15 protein-coding genes and 1 pseudogene are annotated in these 16765 nt (G+C 42.4%); 4 read left to right on the top strand and 12 right to left on the bottom strand.

The genetic code is table 11. The features are described from left to right. Nucleotides 1–218: 218 nt before the first annotated feature. From DFP79_RS13475 to DFP79_RS13530, 12 genes are all read right to left on the bottom strand, one after another. On the bottom strand, nucleotides 219–2174 hold the full coding sequence (locus tag DFP79_RS13475; protein ID WP_133504457.1) for a HAMP domain-containing methyl-accepting chemotaxis protein: 1956 nt from the start codon (nucleotides 2172–2174) through the stop codon (nucleotides 219–221). Between the two features lie 490 nt (nucleotides 2175–2664). Then, nucleotides 2665–3453 carry a class II glutamine amidotransferase gene (locus tag DFP79_RS13480; RefSeq protein WP_133504458.1) on the bottom strand — a complete coding sequence of 263 codons (789 nt, stop codon included), beginning with the start codon at nucleotides 3451–3453 and terminating at the stop codon, nucleotides 2665–2667. Continuing rightward, nucleotides 3446–5362, bottom strand: a complete 1917-nt coding sequence (locus tag DFP79_RS13485; protein WP_133504459.1) for a VWA domain-containing protein — start codon at nucleotides 5360–5362, stop codon at nucleotides 3446–3448. The genes DFP79_RS13480 and DFP79_RS13485 overlap by 8 nt, the downstream gene beginning before the upstream one ends. A 113-nt stretch (nucleotides 5363–5475) precedes the next feature. Then, complete coding sequence (locus DFP79_RS13490) at nucleotides 5476–5958, bottom strand: YcgN family cysteine cluster protein (protein WP_133504460.1); 483 nt, start codon at nucleotides 5956–5958, stop codon at nucleotides 5476–5478. After that, the gene (locus tag DFP79_RS13495; RefSeq protein ID WP_133504461.1) at nucleotides 5958–6248 is read right to left on the bottom strand and encodes a YcgL domain-containing protein; all 291 of its coding nucleotides are present in this window, start codon (nucleotides 6246–6248) and stop codon (nucleotides 5958–5960) included. The genes DFP79_RS13490 and DFP79_RS13495 overlap by 1 nt, the downstream gene beginning before the upstream one ends. A 14-nt stretch (nucleotides 6249–6262) precedes the next feature. Next, nucleotides 6263–7414: a ribonuclease D gene (gene rnd, locus DFP79_RS13500; protein ID WP_133504462.1), complete on the bottom strand. Its 1152-nt coding sequence runs from the start codon at nucleotides 7412–7414 to the stop codon at nucleotides 6263–6265. Nucleotide 7415: 1 nt separating this feature from the next. After that, nucleotides 7416–8009 carry a recombination mediator RecR gene (gene recR / locus DFP79_RS13505; protein ID WP_133504463.1) on the bottom strand — a complete coding sequence of 198 codons (594 nt, stop codon included), beginning with the start codon at nucleotides 8007–8009 and terminating at the stop codon, nucleotides 7416–7418. A gap of 69 nt (nucleotides 8010–8078) precedes the next feature. Continuing rightward, a complete protein-coding gene (locus tag DFP79_RS13510; protein ID WP_133504464.1) occupies nucleotides 8079–8405 on the bottom strand; it encodes a YbaB/EbfC family nucleoid-associated protein in 327 nt (108 codons plus the stop codon). A gap of 15 nt (nucleotides 8406–8420) precedes the next feature. Then, complete coding sequence (gene dnaX, locus DFP79_RS13515; RefSeq protein WP_133504465.1) at nucleotides 8421–10787, bottom strand: DNA polymerase III subunit gamma/tau; 2367 nt, start codon at nucleotides 10785–10787, stop codon at nucleotides 8421–8423. 281 nt (nucleotides 10788–11068) lie between these two features. Next, nucleotides 11069–11605 (bottom strand): nucleotidyltransferase family protein, encoded by a 537-nt coding sequence (locus DFP79_RS13520; protein ID WP_133504466.1) that lies wholly within the window; start codon nucleotides 11603–11605, stop codon nucleotides 11069–11071. A 115-nt stretch (nucleotides 11606–11720) separates the two neighbouring features. Next, entirely contained in the window at nucleotides 11721–12089 is a 369-nt protein-coding gene (locus tag DFP79_RS13525; protein WP_133504467.1) for a nuclear transport factor 2 family protein, read from the bottom strand. 65 nt (nucleotides 12090–12154) lie between these two features. Continuing rightward, nucleotides 12155–12751, bottom strand: coding sequence for a DJ-1/PfpI family protein (locus tag DFP79_RS13530; protein ID WP_133504468.1), 597 nt, complete (start codon nucleotides 12749–12751; stop codon nucleotides 12155–12157). A 145-nt stretch (nucleotides 12752–12896) separates the two neighbouring features. Here DFP79_RS13530 and DFP79_RS13535 point away from each other — a divergent pair. The 4 genes and pseudogenes from DFP79_RS13535 to DFP79_RS13550 all read left to right on the top strand — a co-directional run. Next, nucleotides 12897–13861: pseudogene (locus DFP79_RS13535) on the top strand (IS5 family transposase). Between the two features lie 322 nt (nucleotides 13862–14183). Continuing rightward, nucleotides 14184–14960 (top strand): AAC(3) family N-acetyltransferase, encoded by a 777-nt coding sequence (locus DFP79_RS13540; protein WP_133504469.1) that lies wholly within the window; start codon nucleotides 14184–14186, stop codon nucleotides 14958–14960. 1 nt (nucleotide 14961) lies between these two features. Continuing rightward, the gene (locus DFP79_RS13545) at nucleotides 14962–16263 is read left to right on the top strand and encodes a DUF4910 domain-containing protein (protein WP_133504470.1); all 1302 of its coding nucleotides are present in this window, start codon (nucleotides 14962–14964) and stop codon (nucleotides 16261–16263) included. Nucleotides 16264–16496: 233 nt separating this feature from the next. Then, nucleotides 16497–16765 (top strand): transposase (locus tag DFP79_RS13550; RefSeq protein WP_133504471.1); only part of this gene is annotated, 269 nt, incomplete at its 3' end.

Genomic DNA, 16765 nt, shown 5'->3' on the forward strand with positions numbered 1-16765 from the left:
TGAATTAGAATGCTATCGCTCTCATTTCGACACTTGCGATTAGCCGTTCACGCGCCCTTTCTTCGGCTCGCGGTGAGAACTCAAGAATACCATCAACTCTGTGATTAAAACATTCTGTATTTTTTAATTAAATAATTGATGAGTTATAACTCGTTTTTATTATAACTCATCAAAAAAAGCCGCCTAACCAACTCCGGTTTTATTCGATCATCAGCGGCTTATACCCTAAAACCTTCGACAAGTTTCTTTAACTCCGAAGACATATCTTTCATATCAACACTCGCGTCTACTGATTTTAATGCTCTATCTTCAGTATTTTGAGTCGCATCAACCAGCGCTGTAATATTTCGGTTTATATCTTCACATACCGCTGATTGCTGATTAACAGACACAGCCACCTGACTGTTCATATCATTAATCAAGCTCACTTTTTCGCGGATGACATCCAATGAGTTCTTAGTCTCTCCACTGATCTCAACCGTTTTCTCAGCTTCTAGCGCACTGTCGTTGATACCAACAACCACTCGATTCGTACTCGTCCGAAGCCCGTCAATCATGGTTTTTATTTCATCGGTCGATTCTTGCGTTCTTTGCGCGAGACTACGCACTTCATCAGCAACAACCGCGAACCCTCTACCTTGCTCACCTGCTCTTGCTGCTTCAATCGCTGCATTTAGAGCCAATAAGTTCGTTTGCTCAGAAATCCCACCGATCACATCAACGACAGCACCAATCGTCTCACTGCTTTTCTCTAGGACTTGAATATCCTCTTTAGTGCCTTTGACGATATCGGAGAGGCGCTCAATCGCAACAACCATTCTCGCTACATACTCCAACCCTTCAACCGTTGACTGATTTGCATCTCGTGTCGATTCTGCGGAATTTTCTGAAAGTTTCACAACTTCATTAATACTATATGTCATTTCATTTAAAGCGGTGGCAATTTGAGCACTAGTGTCTTTTTGAATAACAGCATCGCCTCGAGTATTATTTGCAATATCCGCAGTATATGTTGACTGACTATCTAGTTTGTTTCCTATCTCTACAACACCATGAATCGTTTCTTTTAAATTCTTTGACATTACCGAGATTGAACTGTAAATCCCCGTTGCATTACTTGCGTCTAAGTTTTGAGTAAAATCGCCGTTAGCGATATTATTGGCAATAATATTTATCTCTTCAGGTTCACCGCCAATTGGCTTTCGAATAACCCCTGGCAATACAAAACTAAGAATACCGCCCAAAATCACAGCCAAAGCAGATACGACAATAACAGTATTTAATATTGCATCAGTTGTTTGCGTTAGTTGTGGCCCTATTTCATCTTGATGCGACTTTACAGACAGTTTCATTGATTCCAAATTATCTGCAATCTTAGCACCGATGACATTGAGTTCGCTGTCTATAATGCGGTTGCGGCGAGTGATGGTGTCATTAATCTCTTCCAAACTGACCAAATATTTAGTAAGAAGTGCTTCTACCTGTGAAATATCATCAGAAAATTCCGGATAAGATCCAGTTAAATGGCTTAAGCCAGGCTTTAATTTATCGGACAGATTTAACCTAGCCAGCTCAATATCAGAGGTCTGATTACTTACTAAATATTTAATGACAGACAGTCGTCCCGCATACAAATAATCCTCTAACTCTATGGCAATCAGGAGTTTTTTAGGATCACCTTCTTCTCGAACTTTACCTAGGAATTTACCAAACTCAGCAGTAAGAGAAGCACCGACAACATTGAGTTTTTGGTTCACGATTTCATTTCTGCTCTTTATAAGTCTACGAACTTCTCCGAAAGCGTCATCATATTGCGTTAGCAAGGTCTTACTTTCTGTCGTTAGCTGCACCCTTCTTTCATCAACTACAATTTCGGCCGCATCGTCAAAGAAACGGTTTAGATTATCCATCCGTTTATTGTATTGGTTAACAATCTGTGGATCTTGATCTGAGAAGTATTTAATAACAGAAATTCTGGCATATAAAAGGTTCGCTTGCATCCGACCCGCGAGGTTAGTTTCAATAGCAAGACTCCGATAGCTATTAAAACCTTTGTCCGTTTGATAAAGCCCGTATACACCGAAAAAACTCACACACATAGTCAGTATAAGCAAGAATAAAAACGAAACTCTCAGTTGCTTATTTAGCGTTAAATTACTCAAAAAACTAAACACAATGAACCACCCTCAACATTATCATCCCCCTATAAATACAGAATACGAAAAGATATACCCACAAAGAATACATATACACCACAAGATTTATATCTTAAGTTTCAAAAAAATACATTATTAATATTAATTTTGCATATACGTTCAGTTTTTTATTTTAATACACCATCTTAAAAAATAGAAGCAAACCCTTTCTTTTAATAAACACATTACCGAAAGTAATTTTACATAAATTAGGCTCAGCTAATATTAATTAGGCGACAACAATCCATTATGTGAACCAAAAGCGTAGTCGTGATTAGGCATAAAAAAATGCAAAAGAAACAGAAACACTCAAAAATTTGGGTAGGAAAAATTTAGCAGTAGTGCAGGCGCTCAGAAGCCCAAGAAACTGAGTTTTAACAGTGAGAAGAATTTAATAGGTAATAAAATCACAGGGGAATGCTACTTAAATTTACATTTCCCAATACTTGAGACTAAAAGAGTGTAGCGTTTAGCGGTATACCGTTGAGCACCTAAACATCACCTCCCCCGCATTGAAGACACACAATTCACCTTCTTCCATTTGGTTCCACTGCTCGTCTTCTGTAAGGGGTTGCGTCGCGATGACGGTCACCACGTCTTTGTCTGTGGTTACTTCTTTAAAATCGACACTTACGTCTTCATCGAACAAAGTTGCGGGCTTAAATGGCGCTCGACGAGTTATCCAATGCAGCTTTGTCGTACAATAACAGAATAACGATTCGCCATCAGAGAGCATCATATTAAATACTCCCTTATTTTTTAGCTGGCTGGTTAGCTCATACAGCGTATTTGATAGCGCTTCTTGATTTGGCTTATCGTCTCCATAGCGCACCTTTAATTGCCCCAATATCCAGCAAAATGCACGCTCGGAATCTGTAGAACCAATCGGGTGATACTCATTAACCGGCAAAGCTTCAGAGTTTTCCAATTGCCCATTATGTGCGTATACCCACGTTTCACCCCATATCATTCGACTAAAAGGGTGAGTATTAGGGAGACACACATTTCCCACATTCGCTTGTCGAATATGGCTAATGACTATGTCGCATTTGAGCGACGTTTTACTCATTACTTCCGCCATATCCGAATCGGCGCTCGGGCGAGGATCATGAATAGCCCAAACTTGGCGATCACGATACATTGCCATCCCCCAGCCATCTTTGTGAGGCCCTGTACGCCCACCTCTTGCTCTTAGCCCTGAAAAACTGAAGCAAATATCCGTTGGTACATTGGCACTCATGCCTAACAACTCACACATCTTCTTGTTCTAACTCTTCTGAATCATCTTTATTTCGTTTAATTCGTCGGTAGGCGAAATAACCACCACCGATCAATGACAAGCCGAGCAAATTTAAGCCACCGTAAAGCAGCCAATCTCCCATGCCCAACGTTGCAACTTCTTTAATCTCGGTAACAGGTTCGTCTTCTGTCTCTTGCGCTGGAGGCGTTTCATCAGGCTTTTCTTCAGCACTCTCTTCAACAACGGCTTCTGGCGCTGTTTCGATGTCTTCGTCTGCAACAACCGTCACCTGTGGTGCCACAACGACAGGCATCAGCGCCCTGTTTGTCGTCGCAAGTGCAGTCAACGCCTCTGTAGACAGCGCCTCATCACCGCGTAAAAGCCGAACCTCACCAGCAGCCTTGCGCTCAACTGTCCAAGGCTCCGATTCGTATTCGAATCGTATACCTGCTTGCGTGATGCCAATCAACTTACCTTTTACCTTCATCTGACTACCTGGCTCTATTGGAAACACTTTTTCCCAATAGCCTTGACCAACAAAAGGCATCTCCTGAGTCTCTGTAGTACCGTCTTTATACGTTATATCCAACTTAACATTGCTTCGTAGCGTGTTTAGTCGCAAATTTGTGGGTGTTGCACTGAACGCTACAAAGTTTTCACTTCTATTTGCAGAGTCAAATTTGATAGCAGGAAAAACCGAAAAGTACTGAGTCAATTTGCGCGTAAATGTTTGACCATCCACCGTACTAGAAAGCGCATAATTCCCTTCTGTGCTGAGCTTTTCGACTTTATGCTTAAATTGGCTGGCAGATTGCTTCATTTTACGCTGCTCAACGATTTGACGACTGTCACCCGTTATCAGCGCAAGCTCCTGTGTCACATCCATAAGACCCAACACTTTTGGGTCTTTAATTAGATCGTTACTCTCGAATAAGCCTACGGTTGAAAAAACCGGCTCATTCACAAACACCACTGGCGATATTTTGGTGGCTTGAGCATTTAGCGAGGTGATAACACGAATCGAGCTTCGTTGAATATCAACGTTTTTTACTTGCCATGTTCCGCTCTCAGGCTCCAATATTGTCACAAGGGTGTAATAAGGTGTATGCGAAACCGTAACTGAACCACTAGACCTTAAGGGGACATTCATCCCATTGGGTTTTATGAGTTCAGGGTTTGTATTTGAATCTTCATGAAATACCAGCAAAGTGACTTCGTCGATTGAGGGATCAATAAAGAACGAATTCCCTTCAAAGGGCACTTCTTCTGCTGGCGTTGTTTGAGCAAAAATACGATCAAATGTATCCAGCAATTCTTCAGGTGAAGCCACTTCGGTGTGTGAAGCGTTGGTTTTCACTGAGAGTTGCTTAAGCATTTCCTCATCAGTGTAGCCCGTCATAGAAACGGTATGTAAATGAATACCTCGCTTCTCCAGCGCTTCGGTCAATGTCGTCATGATACGACGGCGGGAGGCTTCGTTAATGTCTTTATCCAAATCTACGTCAACCATGCCATCCGTCACTAAGATCCAATGGCGGTTAATGTCTTTGGATAAAAAGTGCCCGTCAGGCGTTTTAAGAAGCAGTTCTAGGATGGATTCAAGGTCGGTTTTTAGATCTTGCGTCACATAATTATCGACGTAATTCGCAAGTTTTGCTTTCGTTTCTTTGTTGATAGGCGCTTCAGGAAGAAGCACCCTCGGCGTTTCTCCAAATAACCATACACCTAACGTTGCATGCTCTTCTGGGGCAAGATTTGATATGAGTTTGAGCGCCTCTGATGTCAGCTTATCCGGATCACTGATCACCATACTGCCGGAGGCATCAACAATAATACGAAATTGCGTGTCTGCAAACGCTTTGGGAAACACTACAGAACATACAACAATTAATGCTCCATATAACAAAGATTGCATTCTAAGAATCACACTCTACTCCTTGCTTAAGAGGTTTTCTTTCACTCGGGATGAAAACCTCTTCCCATTGGGCTTATCGCTTATTGTAGAAGGACTACACAGATTTCTCCGTCAAACCAGTAAATTTAACCAAACGGGTCATAAGATTCAGGCATGCCGTGAACCCATCGGATAATATGAGTATCCCAGTCTTCTTCATTCACTTTTAACTCATTTACGGCGTAATGCTTAACACTTAGGCCTTGGCGCTGCATTTCTTTATCATTTCCTACGATCAAAGGATGCCAATTCGGCAAATCGCCTGTTTCTGATAGAACACGATAACTACAGGTGTCAGGCAACCAATGAAATTCAGGAATATCGTCAACTTTCAGTGTTAAACATGACTCAACATGCTGTTCGCGTGTTTCATATACCTTGCACTGACATTTACCTAAATCAAGCTGATGGCAGGCCAAATCCGTGTAGTATACTTCGTTAGTTTCGTCGTCTTGCAGCTTTTGGAGACAACACTTCCCACAACCATCGCAAATCGATTCCCACTGCTCACGGGACATCTCTTTAAGAGTATGCGTCTTCCAAAAGGGCTCATAACGCTTAGCGATCATTAATAAGCCGCCTGCGTTGGCGTTTTATATAGATCAAGCAAATATTCATCACGAACAGGAGGCAATTGAAGGTAAAAACCTTGCTCCTGAATCGCTTTCATTACAGCACCTGCATCAGCCCGCGCTAGTTTTTGATCTTCGGTTATTAGCATTGTCATCGCACTAATGCCTTTACCAAAACGCTCCATTAACGCTTCTGGAACATTCGTCAAACCTTTTGACTTTTCAACGTATAGGTACATTTCATCCTTTTTCGAGGAACGAAATATTTCAATAATCATTCTGCTCATATTTGGCTCATTACTTAATTAGAGGGTTGTTCGCCAAAGTTTGACAGTATTGGCTCTACAATTTTATCTTTTCGCCATCCCAGCATCGCAGGATTAGACCAATCCAGCTCTCCACCTTCGTATAAATAACGAACGATCGGGTCCAAAAGTTTGCGCTTCATAACAGCTTCTGGTGCGACACCCAACTCTTCAGATCGCTGCTTAATGTAGCTTTTTATCGATTTAGAAAGCTCGCCCGCTTGAGACGGTAACGGCGTAGGCAGCATCAATTGATACTCATCTCCTGAGAGAGACTGTACAACTTTTACCTTTTCTAAAATTGTATCTCCATAAAGTCGATGCTGTTTTCCTGTTAGGTCTTCGATTTTAGCGATCGCTTTATGGTGATCGGGCATAAATTTCGCGATGGCCCATAGGCTTCGATCTTTCAGAACCTGCCCTTTAGGCACATTCTCCAATTTAGCCTGCTCTTCACGCCAAATAAACAGCAAACGAAGTAAGGTCAAACTCTTTGGGCTCAATCGCCAAGCCGCCTTAACGTTGCTCCAATTGGCCTCTGGGTCGCCATTTTGCTTATATTGCCATTTTAGCGTGTCACAATCTTCCAGCGCCCACTCTAGCATTGCTTTTTTCTGCAACATTTCAATTTGCTGCGGATACACTTTTGCGAGATAAATCACATCCAGTGCTGCATAGCGCTTTTGAGCTTCTGTTAACGGACGCACAGTCCAATCCGATCGTGTTTCGTCTTTCGCCACTTCAATATTTAAATAAGATTGAATTAGCTTCACATAACTGACCGACCACTGGCCATTCGCATAAGCCTCACCAATCTGCGTATCGTAAAACGGTGTCGGCAAAACCCCTAGAAGTCGGTCGAATACGTCAAGATCTTCGGAACACGCGTGAAATACTTTTATTACACTTAGATCCACCATTAAGCTTTTTAACGGTGCCCATTCGGTAATAGTTTGCGGATCAATTAATACGGCTTTTTCGCCTTCACTAATTTGAATCAATCCGGTGATAGGATAGTAAGTGGTACGGCGTAAAAACTCCGTATCTACCGCGATCACATCTAACGTAGACCAGTACTTACACCAAGAAGCCAACTCAGCGTCGGTCTCCACCCAAACAATGTCATAACTCTGATCTACTGTTGTCATACTAAAGTTTCTTTCGCCCTTTCAATGCCAATGCCAATGTGTTGCCATCGACATATTCCAGCTCACCACCGATCGGCACTCCCTGAGCTAATCGACTTAATTCAATGTTTAACGGTTTCAGCAATTCCGATATGTAATGACTCGTTGCTTCACCTTCTATCGTTGAATTTGTGGCTATTATGACCTCTTCAACGCTTGCTTGAACCACAAGTTTTTCGAGTCGATCTAGCCCCAACTCCTCTGGACCAATACCATCGATGGGAGATAAATGACCCAACAAAACAAAATACCGGCCATCAAACGAACCTGCATTTTCCATCGCAATAACATCGGCAGGTGTCTCAACGATACAAAGCCGTGTCTGATCTCGCTCTTGATCCAAACAAATGGAACATTCGCTGTCTTCGGTCAAGGTGCGGCACGTACCGCACCGTCCAACCTTATCCAACGCGTCCCGAAGTGAGCACGCTAAACGGTCTGCACCTTGGCTGTCTCGTTCTAGGAGATACAACGCCATTTTTTGAGCAGACTTAGGGCCCACACCTGGCAGGCACCTGAGGGATTCCATCAGCTCTTTTATAAGAGGACTAAACAAAGTCGTCTCCTGGACAGGTTTATCAATCTAACAGCATTAAGGCTGTTTAGGAAACACGTTAGCCGTTCTTTAGAACGGCATTTTGAAGCCTGGCGGAAGAGACATACCTTCTGTTGCCGCATCCATTTTCGCTTTCTGAGTTGATTCAATATTACGTACTGCATCATTTAATGCCGCAGCAACTAAATCTTCTAACATTTCTTTATCATCACCCATAAGTGAATCATCAATGGAAACACGCTTAACGTCGTGACGGCCTGTCATAACAACCTTAACAAGACCCGCACCCGCTTGGCCTTCTACTTCCATAGTCGCCATTTCGTCTTGGGCTTTTTGAATGTTCTCTTGCATTTTCTGCGCTTGGCGCATCATGTTGCCCATTCCACCTTTAAACATAGTGTTTTTCTCCAATTAAGCTTTTACTTTTACTGTGTCATAGATTAATTGCCCCCCAAAGGCATTGCTTATCGCTTGCACTACTGGGTGGCCGTTTAAATGATTAATAGCAGCCTGAAGCGCTTCCGCTCGTTTACTCGCTGCAAATTCTTCTGCTGTCACGCCCTCGACTTCCGCAACCGTATCGATAATCAATGGCACGGGCATATTAAAGAAGCTAGACAACGAAGATTGGATTTGTTCGTATCGACTTTGATTCAGCATGTGACCGTACTCTAACGGCACCTGCAATTTCAACCCTTGCTCTGACGCTGAAATCAACGATGAGTTCATAGTGATATTGTAGACCAGACCCGTCAGTGGCAGTCTGGGGGCAATTAGCCACCATATCTGCATAGTCGTTTCACTGAAATGAGTAATGGTCGGTGCGGGCATCCCTAATGCAGGTTGCGTTACAGAATCAACCTTTGAATCTTTAAAAGGGTTGCTGTCTTCCTGCCCATCACCTTGATCAGAAGCAGACGCACCGATGTGATCAACCAAATCCGCTGCGGAACTAAAAGGATCTGCCGTTTCTGCAATCGCTCTCTCATCCGCCTCGTCTTCATCTTCTTCCTCAGGCTCATCCAGCGGAGCATGAGATAAAAGCTCACTCACTTCTCGCATTCGACCTGAACCTGAATCTGAACCCAAATCTGAAGAGTCTAGTTCATTCACCGGTTCCGATATCGCAGGCTGTTCAGGCTCTATATTGTCGTCCTGTACGCCCGATGCTTCTATCTTAGGCTCTTGAACCTCTTCTTGTTTGGTTTCTTCTAACGATACAGGCTCGTCTTGCGAATATTCATTCAATGACGGCACTGGGTCAGGATTCAAACCCGTCGGAGCATTTTGATTGAAACTGGATTCGCTCGTTTCGACAATCTCTTCCGCCACGGATGATTCAGGCTCCGAAGCGTTTTTCAAGTTAGGCTGTTGCGATACAGACTCTTCCCAAGGAGGAGTTTGGTCGTATTCATCACTATCTTTAACACTATCTCGATTTGGCACAACATCAGATTTTTTTGGCGATGCGTTATCGGTATAGTGAGTGTTGATTTCTTCAGAGCCACCTAAAGAACCATCTAAAGAACTTTCTACTCCCTGATGGTAGTCACTAGATTCTGAAGTGTGCTGTTCAGCAATTGTTTGGTCTGACGTATTTTTCTGTGTTGTTTGCGCTTCAGTCGATTGAGCGACAGTAGGTTGGGCAACCGAAATGGCCGGAGGTGCATCATGGCTCACCGTCATGCCAAGCTGTGGCCTAAAGGCAATCATACGCAGCATAAGCATCTCAAAGCCGGCTTTAGGGCTGTGCGCTAGATGAAGATCCCGACGCCCAACCATCAAACCTTGGTACATTACCTGAACATCTTCAGGCATAACCGTTTTGGCAATATGCTGAACTTTTTCCAAATCACCCAACTGATCTACAAGCACGCCAGGCACTTGCTGCTCAACAGCCACACGATGTAATGTATCCAGCAACGATGCACAAATGGCGACAAAATCGGGTTGGTAGTCAGCCAGCTCATTGATTTTTTGTAGAGTAAGCGCCGCGTTTCTATCGGCTACGACTTCCAACAACGCTATAATTTGGCTCTGATTAACCAACCCCAACATGGAGGTCACGCCCGTTTCAGTGATTTTCCCGTCACCAAAAGCGATCGCTTGATCCGTTAAACTCAAGGCGTCACGCATACTGCCATTCGCAGCCTGCCCAATTTGCCAAAGTGCCGCTTGATCGTACCCGACCTTCTCGGCATCAAGTACAGTATGCAAATAATCCACTACTCGCTGTGGAGACATATTTTTAAGATTAAACTGCAAACAACGAGATAAAATTGTGACAGGTAGCTTCTGAGGGTCCGTCGTTGCCAAAAGGAACTTAACATGTTCCGGTGGCTCTTCTAGCGTTTTCAAAAGAGCATTGAAAGAGTGAGTAGACAGCATGTGTACCTCATCGATCAGGTACACTTTAAATCGGCCCCTTGTGGGCGCGTATTGTACGTTCTCTAACAGCTCGCGCGTATCTTCAACTTTTGTACGAGAGGCCGCATCGACTTCGATCAAATCAACAAATCGGCCTTCTGCAATTTCGGTACAGCTAGAGCAAGTGCCACAAGGCTCAGGAGAGATACCATTTGTCTCACAGTTTAAACTTTTTGCAAAAATGCGGGCGATGGTTGTTTTACCCACTCCGCGAGTTCCAGTGAACAAATAAGCGTGATGTAAACGCTGTTGACGCAACGCATTAACCAATGCCTGTAAAACATGGTCTTGCCCTGCCATTTCGAGGAAGGTTTGCGGGCGCCACTTACGTGCCAGTACTTGATAGCTCATGATGCCTTAGAAGAAATACGACAAAAATCGTATTGTACGGGACAAGCCGACATTTCGAAACTATTCATTTAATACGTCGGAATTTTTTTGGCAAAAAAAGTATAAAATTCAAGCGCCTTGGCTAAAATCCAAATTCACCAGATTCATATTGTGACAATACCGCGGTATAAGTTCAAACATTGAGCAGTACCTATACCTGACCTATGTGGCGATACATAAAAGCCAGAATAGAAATAACGTTAGACCCGCTATCTAACAATGGCATTGAAGATTCAAAATCACTACGAAGCAACGCTCAATGATGGCCACCTAACCAACCACCCTTTTGAATTTACCCGCTGCTCAAACGTTTCACGTGATCTTTTGGGGTTGCGCGTAATACGACGATTAAACAATGACTTCAATCCAAAGGCCGATATACATTCATAGTGATTGAGTGTCAGTTTGCGTACGGCAATGGCAGTTTCTTTTTCTGGCCAGTAACTCATAGCATCCAACACACTTGTATATGGCATATCGCCATTACGCTCATGCATTGTTGCTTGATTACGTACTTGCCAGTTGAGATCAGGCATACAAGCGCTTAATTGTGTTTCATACAACAAGTAAGCCAGAGGCGATGATTCGCTAGAGTCGTAATAGATGACATCAACATCGTTTAGCAGTGTAGACGTTTCTAAGTTATGTAATGAATCCCAAACCAAATTGCGAACAAATCCTGCTGCTATAAAGCACTGAGGTAGACCTAACCGAGCGACACACTCCAAAGCCTTTACTCTAGTAGAATCTTGTTCAATTAAATCGATAATTTTATTCATTTCAGAGTCGTGCAATAACATCCTGTAAACACACCTTGTGACTTATTTAGCATAATTGAATGTATTAGCGGAATGTAATACTCACTATTCCTTTTTACAGTATCAACCAGCCATTTCAAGAGGCATTTGGCCCTAAATGCTCAGTAATAATTTGCCATTGCCCACCTTCAAAAACGAGAACCGAGGTGCCGCGACCACCTCCAGAACAAAGCTCGCCTTCTATTACGCCCTTCCAGTTAAAGCTGTATAAACATACTGCCTCAGTTTCAGAGATATGTGCCCAATGTAGGTTTGATATGGAATATTCTTCATCTTTAATAGAAGCGAAGTTGCTCTCAAATACAGCCTTAACATCGAGCAAACCTTTAAACGTACCATTCGAAAACGTGACGCAAACATCCTTATGCATAAGAGGTTCAACAGAACCCCAATCTTGGCTTGCCAGCGCACGCTCATACTTTTTTATAATCTCTTGGGGACTCAATTTTACAGCCTCGTATTATCCATAATTTATTTTCATCTGAGCCTAAATTCTATAACACTCGCTATTTATAAAAAAGAAGAAACAACAGACGTGCTATGAGCTACTGACGATTCCTTTTCACCCACTGGGGCAACGTAATCAATTGCAGATTCAGCAGATTCATCGCCTGCAAGCTTTGCAATGATCCACGTTGCCAAATATTGTGACGCCATACATCCACCAGCGGTTGCGATGTTTCCCTGTGCAAAAAAGGGCTGATTCAAAACCTCTACTCCGGATTCAATCACCCAAGGCTTAGTCGTCAAATCTGTACACGCGGGTATGCTATTTAAAAGCCCCAAAGCGGAAAGAAGTAAGGCTCCGGAACATTGAGCGCAAATTAATTGTTTTTCTGGGTTTAAATTAAGTCGATCTAAGATTTCACAGTCTTTGGCAATGTCTCGTGTGTAAATACCACTTCCAACAAGAACCACATCGGCGGTATTCGCAAACTCCAGCGGTTGCTGAGCAGAAATACTCACCCCATTCATCGAAGTGACAGTGTTTGAAGGACACGTAATCTGGACATTCCACCCCATACTCTTCATTCGGTTTAAAATGCCTGCGGCAATAAACGAATCCAATTCGTTAAACCCTTCAAACGTTAAAATCGCAATGTTCACTTTTAGATCCTTTTGATAAATGAGTAGCTATGACTTGAACCGATCAACCCTGATTCGAACTATAACTTACTTAGGAAACCTGCGAATAAGTCGGCAACATGAGACAATCACACCAACTTAAGCTGACTAAGATTCCTAGTCAACCTTGAACCAACTCTCCTTCGCAGATACCGAATTTACCAGCAAACGCGGTAAAACCCGCAAAGAGCTTTTTCTGGGTCGAATGGATAAGTTGATTCCATGGCAAAAACTCGAAGCTCAAATAGAGCCCTTTTACCCGAAAGCAGGTAACGGGCGACGTCCTTACCCGCTTGCGACCATGTTACGCATTCACTTTATGCAAAACTGGTACAACATGAGTGATCCCGCGATGGAAGATGCTCTGTATAAGATAACCTCTATGCATTTATTTGCAGGCTTGCCTTTAGAGGGAGCCATTCCTGATCACACAACCATCATGAACTTCCGTCATTTGCTTGAGAAGCATAAGCTTGGTCGTAAGCTCTTTAAAGAAGTAAATAAATGGTTGTCTGACTCAGGAATCCACTTCAAGGAAGGAACCATCGTTGACGCGACGATTATTGAAGCTCAACCAAAAATAAATCGAATGCGCGTGATCCTGAAATGCATCAAACCAAAAAGGGAAATCAATGGTTCTTTGGACTAAAAGCACATCTTGGTGTCGATGCAAAACGCGGCTTAGTGCATAGCTTTACTATTACCCCCGCCAATGATCATGATCTAAACCAAATCCATGAGCTCATACATGGCGACGAGTCATTTGTATCAACCGACTCAGGCTACCGTGGTGTAGAAAAACGAGAGGAAACTAAAGGAAAGAAGCTGGATCGGTTGATTGCTGAGATGCCCAGTAAGATACGAGCTTGGAACAAATGTCCTCGTATAAATAAGAACCCCATCCGAACAGAGTATTTAAAGGCCAGTATCAGAGCCAAAGTCGAGCACCCGTTTAGAATACTAAAATGTCAGTTTGGCTTCCGAAAAGTCGTCTACAAAGGCTTGTCGAAGAATGACAAGAAGCTTGCCGTCTTATTTGCGCTTGGAAACTTACTGCGAGTCGACCAAATGATACGATCTGCACGGGGTTAGTCCGTCTAGCGCCCCAAAAAATGAGAGTAACAATCCCAAAATGGCGTTAAAAGCGCTCGAAATTTATGTTTATAGAGCGCAAATGCAAAACTTCAACGCTGAGCGACTAATAGACTGAGTTATTCGCAGGTTCCCTAAGAATTAGCAATCGATAGATGCTGCAGGATCGGCTATATTTAGCTATATTGACGATAATTTATAATCGCCAATATAGCTAAATATAGGGTTGACTATGAGTTGAAGGTACTGGGTGGCTAAGTAGCCGACTTTTGTGCATACCATAAATACTAATTGTCAACCCCCCGACTTTTGGAGGATATGAATGATCCAAACACTTGCAGAAGAATGGACCGAGGCTGGAGTACGAAAAGGTGATGTTCTCCTTGTACATAGTAATATCAAGCTAACTTTTAAGCGTTATTTTAAATTAGGAGTAAGGCTTAGCCCTCAAGATATCCTTGAATCATTTTTGGAAGCGGTTGGACCAACAGGTACATTGTTGTTACCGTTATTTAATTTTGATTTCACCAAAGGTGTTCCCTTTGATAAAAGAAGTACGCCTTCCTATATGGGAGCGCTTACTGAGGCGGGGCGAGAGCATCCGCTATCTGTGCGAACAGGTCATCCTATTTATTCATTTGCAGCGATTGGTGCTTCCGCAAATACGTTCAAAAGTATTGATAACTTCAGTGGGTATGGTGAAGATTCGCCATTTTCTGTCTTGAGAAAAATGAATGGGCGAATTGCCGTATTAGATTTACCAGATCAAAACAGTATGACATTCTATCATCATGTGGAAGAAATGATGGAGGTGGATTATCGTTATCATAAAACGTTTAGCTCTGATTACACTGATGAGTTAGGAAATACAGAGTTAAAAACCTATGGTTTATTTGTACGAAACATAGAGAAAGGTATTTTAACGCACGTAAATCCTGCAGGAGAATTAATGTGGAAAGAGGGGCTATATACTGGTTGTAGGCCAAAAGAAGGCTCTGGTTTAAGAACAGTTTCTGCTCAAGAGATGTATGAATTTACTTCAAATATAATTCAGTCGGGCAAAGCTAAAAATACACTTTATCGGACTGAAGGAAAATAAGATGTCTAATTTAGGTACGGAGTTATATGAGCTGTGCCAAGAGCTTTTTCCTATTTGTCGAAGCATAACAGGAAATGGATTTCGCCAGTCTTTGGGAATTTTAAAAAAGCATGTTCCAGCCATGAAAGTTATTGAAGTGCCTACTGGAACGAAATGTTTCGACTGGGAAGTACCAAAAGAATGGAATATCAAGGATGCATATATAGTCACTCCAAGTGGAGATAAAATTTGCGATTTCAAAAAATCGAATTTGCATATTGTTGGTTATTCAATGCCGATAAATAAAGTAGTTGACTATGAGGAGCTACAAAAGCATTTATATTCGCTTCCCAATCAGCCTGATGCAATTCCTTATATAACGTCATATTATAAAGAGCGCTGGGGATTTTGTATTACCCAAAAAGAAAGAGAGCAGCTTACACCAGGCGAGTATAAAATATTTATCGATAGTGAGTTGAAAGAAGGGGCTCTTACTTACGGAGAGCTAATTATTAAAGGAGAGTCAGATAAAGAAGTGTTTATCTCCAGCTATCTTTGCCATCCCTCAATGGCAAATAATGAACTCTCTGGGCCTGTAGTTGCAACATATTTAGCTAAGTGGATATCGGAACTTAAAAATCGAAAATATACTTATCGTATTATCGTTATTCCGGAGACAATCGGGTCGATAACTTATCTTAGTAGAAACTATCGTTATATGCAGAGGAACGTCATTGCAGGGTTTAATGTCACCTGCATTGGAGATGATCGATCCTATTCTTATTTGCCGTCTCGTCAGGGAGATGCTATTTCTGATAGGGTCGCGTTGCACGTATTGAAGCATATGCAACCTCAATTTGTAAGCTATAGTTTTTTAGATAGGGGTAGTGACGAACGCCAATATTGCAGCCCCGGAATAGACTTGCCTGTTTGCTCTATTATGCGCACCAAATACGGTCGCTACCCTGAATACCACACATCCTTGGATGATTTAAACCTTGTTACTCCAGAAGGTTTACTTGGCGGCTATGAAGTGCTGAAAAGGGCGATAGAATGTCTTGAAATGGATGAGATACTGTCTTCTGATGTTTTATGTGAGCCACAACTTGGAAAAAGAGGGCTATACCCAACTATAAGTACTAAAAGTAGTGGTTCACAAGTCAAGGATATGATGAATTTTTTGGCGTATTGCGATGGTTCATCAAGTAATTTTGAAATTGCTGAAAAGATAAATACTCCGTTATGGGAGCTACGAGAAACAATTGATAAATTAAAGGAAGAAGGTGTTCTTAACACAGTAGAGACAATACCTAAACGCATTTAATGCCGCTGTCATTCCCTCCGCTTCCGTATAGCTTGGTGGTTATCGCTTAATGAGGAAGCGTTATATAAAGCCAAATAACTTCTCACTAAAAAAGGGAGCCTTTACAGGCTCCCTTTTGAAAGAGTGTTTAAAAACAGTTTAATGCTATTATTTAAGGCCTAAGGAACCTGCGAATAAGTCGGCAACATGAGACAATCTCACCAACTTAAGCTGACTAAGATTCCTAGTCAACCATGAACCAACTCTCCTTCGCAGATACCGAATTTACCAGCAAACGCCACAAAACCCGCAAAGAGCTTTTTCTTGGTCGTATGGATGAGTTGATTCCATGGCAAAAACTTGAAGCTCAAATAGCGCCCTTTTACCCGAAAGCAGGTAACGGGCGACGTCCTTACCCGCTTGCGACCATGTTACGCATTCACTTTATGCAAAACTGGTACAACATGAGTGATCCCGCGATGGAAGATGCTCTGTATGACATAACCTCTATGCGTTTATTTGC

It is taken from the genome of Marinomonas balearica (assembly GCF_004362145.1).
Taxonomy (GTDB): Bacteria; Pseudomonadota; Gammaproteobacteria; order Pseudomonadales; family Marinomonadaceae; genus Marinomonas; species Marinomonas balearica.

Bases quoted from the DNA above. Each gene is read 5' to 3' on its own strand.
- DFP79_RS13480 (WP_133504458.1), bottom strand. From the start codon at position 3,453: ATGTGTGAGTTGTTAGGCATGAGTGCCAATGTACCAACGGATATTTGC.
- DFP79_RS13490 (WP_133504460.1), bottom strand. From the start codon at position 5,958: ATGATCGCTAAGCGTTATGAGCCCTTTTGGAAGACGCATACTCTTAAA.
- DFP79_RS13495 (WP_133504461.1), bottom strand. From the start codon at position 6,248: ATGAGCAGAATGATTATTGAAATATTTCGTTCCTCGAAAAAGGATGAA.
- rnd (WP_133504462.1), bottom strand. From the start codon at position 7,414: ATGACAACAGTAGATCAGAGTTATGACATTGTTTGGGTGGAGACCGAC.
- DFP79_RS13510 (WP_133504464.1), bottom strand. From the start codon at position 8,405: ATGTTTAAAGGTGGAATGGGCAACATGATGCGCCAAGCGCAGAAAATG.
- dnaX (WP_133504465.1), bottom strand. From the start codon at position 10,787: ATGAGCTATCAAGTACTGGCACGTAAGTGGCGCCCGCAAACCTTCCTC.
- DFP79_RS13520 (WP_133504466.1), bottom strand. From the start codon at position 11,605: ATGAATAAAATTATCGATTTAATTGAACAAGATTCTACTAGAGTAAAG.
- DFP79_RS13540 (WP_133504469.1), top strand. From the start codon at position 14,184: ATGATCCAAACACTTGCAGAAGAATGGACCGAGGCTGGAGTACGAAAA.
- DFP79_RS13545 (WP_133504470.1), top strand. From the start codon at position 14,962: ATGTCTAATTTAGGTACGGAGTTATATGAGCTGTGCCAAGAGCTTTTT.